The organism is Roseomonas mucosa ATCC BAA-692 (genome assembly GCF_000622225.1).
GTDB classification, from domain to species: Bacteria; Pseudomonadota; Alphaproteobacteria; order Acetobacterales; family Acetobacteraceae; genus Roseomonas; species Roseomonas mucosa.
In genome coordinates this window covers 1-2985 of sequence record NZ_JHWD01000064.1, presented here as the reverse complement: position 1 = coordinate 2985, position 2985 = coordinate 1, and the positions used below count along the sequence as shown (strand labels likewise).

At 68.4% G+C, this 2985-nt stretch carries 1 protein-coding gene; it reads right to left on the bottom strand.

Features of this window, described 5'->3' with window-relative positions:
• Positions 1-447 precede the first annotated feature (447 nt).
• Positions 448-2826 (bottom strand): hypothetical protein, encoded by a 2379-nt coding sequence (locus BT98_RS25360; protein ID WP_019463359.1) that lies wholly within the window; start codon positions 2824-2826, stop codon positions 448-450.
• Positions 2827-2985 lie beyond the last annotated feature (159 nt).

Below are 2985 nucleotides of genomic sequence, written 5' to 3'. Positions count from 1 at the left end.
TGTCGCGCAGCTTCTTCGGGTCGATCTCGATGAGCTTCATGGTCGGGCTTCCCGCTCCGCAGAGGTTCCTGTCTCCCCATTCCTGGGTTGACCCCTCCCCGGCAGCGACCGGACGGGCGCCGGCACCACGGCGGGCGAGCGGCCCTGCCCCGGCGTGGGACGCGGCCCGCGCAGCGGGGTGCGGCCTAGCGGGGCAGGGTTGCGCAGGCGGCCGTGGAGCGAAGCGGTGCCGGGGGTACGGCCGGGTGCGACTGCTTCTTTTCCCCTCCCCTTTCCTTCTTCCCCAAACTCTCATGCTGCACTGCACAAATTGCCTTGCCGCCTACCCCCTTCCCAGCCTAATCTTATGCAGCGCAGCATCAGACTTGCCGATGCTGCCTTTCTTGGACGTTTCCTCCCTAAACTCGGGCGACACCTTCGGGCGCCGCCCTTCTTTTTGCCCGCGCATCAGGCCGCGGCGGCGAGCGTCTCCTCCTTCCCGGTCAACGCCAGGGAAGCCTCCAATTCGGCCATTTCGGCGCGCTTGGCATCGAGGTCGGCCTGGAACTCGAAGCCCTCGCCGAGCCGCGCCTCGTAGGCCGGCAGCTGCCGCTGGGCTTCGGACAACCCCCGACGGTACTCGGCCAACTCGGCCTCGAAGCGCCCGAGGTCGTATTCCAGCCGCGACACCAGCCCCATGGCGGTGAGGTCGTTCTCGACCCGCACCTCGTGCTCGCCGCCGGCGCGGGTGAGCAGCAGGTGGATCTCGAGATCCGCACCCTGACGGTAGTGGCGGGCCTCCAGCTTCAGCGGAAAGCCGCCGATCCCCCCGACGTCCCAGTCGCCCTTACGGCCCTCGAACTGCACGGTGCGGAGGACCCGCAGCAGCGCGGCGCCGGCCGGCTTGCGCTCGGCGAAGGCCTGGCCCTGCACCTCCATGCGGAAGTCCTCGCCCCGGGTGGACACCCGACGTGCCAGGTCCGCCTCCGTGTCGGCTATGGCCTGGGTGGCACGGCCGATGGCCGAGCGTGCCTCGGCGACGCGGCGCCGGACGGCGTGCTGGTCGTCGACATGTGCCGCCCGCTGGCGCTCCAGCCGGGCGATCTCGGCCTCCAGCCCCGCCTTCTGCATCAGGCGGGGGTCGCCCGAGGCGATGGCCTTGGCCATGGCGAACTGGTTGGCCTGGGAGCCGATATCCTCCAGCCGGCGGATCGAGCGGTCACCGCCCAGCGCCGCCGCGATGAAGCGCGCCTTGCGCTCGTTGTTCTGCCACATCTGGGCATCCATCGAGCCCAGGGTCGCGTAGGCGTAGAGGCCGATCTCCCCGTTCTGGTTGCCCTGCCGCTCGATGCGGCCCTCACGCTGCTCGATCTCGGAGGGCAGCCACGGCACGTCCAGGTGATGCAGCGCCACCAGCCGGCGCTGGGCGTTCACCCCCGTCCCCATGGTGGCGGAGGAGCCGAGCAGGAAATCCACCTGGCCGTTGTTCAGCTTGTTGAACAGGCCCTGCTTGGCCTCGGCCTTCTTGTAGTCCTGCATGAAGGCGATGCGCTCGGCCGGCACGCCGAGGCCGATCAGGCGCTGGCGGATCCAGCGGTAGGCCGAGAAGCCCCGTGTCGCCGCCGCCGCCTCGGTGCCGAGATCGGAGAAGATCATCTGCGTGGCGCCAGGGGTCGGGTGCGGCGAGCCGTCCGGGTTACGGAAGACCTTGCCGCGCGTCTCCGACCAGATGCGGAAGGCGTTGTCGATCAGCGCGTTGAGCTTGTTCCCGGGATCATCTTCCGCCTCCGCCACCACGAAACGGAGGTCGATGGCGGCATGGCGGCCGTCGGTGATGACCGAGAGCAGGATGTCCTGTCCCTTCTCGGGCTTGCCCTTGCGCTCCTCGATGGCCTTGATCCGCGCCGCCAGGGTGCGCTGGTAGTCCTTGAAGGCCGGGCTCGCCGGGGCGGTGATGATCTGACGCTTGCCGCCCACGATGGCGGGCAGCTTCAGGTACTGGCGCAGGTCGTCCTTCAGCACCACGTCCGCGACGGTGCGGAACATGGCGATCAGGTCGGCGACGTTGACGAACTCCGAGAAACGCGTCACCGGTTTGTAGAGGCCGGAGGGCTGCAGCTCCAGCTCGGTGCGGGTGTCCCCGAAGTTGGCGGCCCAGGCGTCGAACTCCTGGATGCCGCGATCTTCCAGCATCTCCGGCTGCATGAGGCGCTGCAGCGTGAACATCTCGCCCAGCGTGTTGGTGATCGGCGTGCCCGACGCCAGGATCAGGGCGCGGCCAGGGTTGATGGTGCCGATGAAGCGCGACTTCACGAACAGATCCCAGGCGCGCTGCGAGCCGTCCGGGGCGATGCCCTTGAGGCCGCCCATGTTGGTGGCGAAGGAGAGCTTGCGGAACTCCTGCGCCTCGTCGGCGATCACTTGGTCGACGCCCATCTCGGCGATGGTCAGCATGTCGTCCTTGGCCGAGGCGAGCGCTTCGAGCTTCTCCTGCATCCCCTCCTTCATGCGCTCGATGCGCTTGCGCGCGATGCGGTCGTCGCCGTCGAGCTTCTCCAGCAGGGCCGCATAGGCGTCGAGCTGGGCCTGCATGAGGCCGCGCTCGAACGCGGCCGGGGCGGCGATGAACCTGAAGGCCGAGTGGGTGATGATGATGCAGTCCCAGTTGGCCGTCGCCGCCCGGGCCAGGAAGCGCGCCCGCTTGTCCTTGGAAAAGTTGGTTTCGTCGGCCACCAGGATGCGGGCGCCCGGATAGAGTTGCAGGAACTCGCGCGAGGCCTGGGCCAGGCAGTGGCCGGGCACGGTCAGCATGGCCTTGGAGATCAGGCCGAGGCGCTTCTGCTCCATGATCGCGGCGGCGATGGTGAAGGTCTTGCCGGCGCCGACCGCGTGGGCGACGTAGGTCTGCCCCGAGTGTCAATCGGCACTGAATTGGGACCCCAGATCGGCACGCAAAAGGGACCCTCTTGTGAGGTGTGTTGAGGGGGCGTTCAGGCGCGGTTCTTG

Bases quoted from the DNA above. Each gene is read 5' to 3' on its own strand.
- BT98_RS25360 (WP_019463359.1), bottom strand. From the start codon at position 2,826: ATGGAGCAGAAGCGCCTCGGCCTGATCTCCAAGGCCATGCTGACCGTG.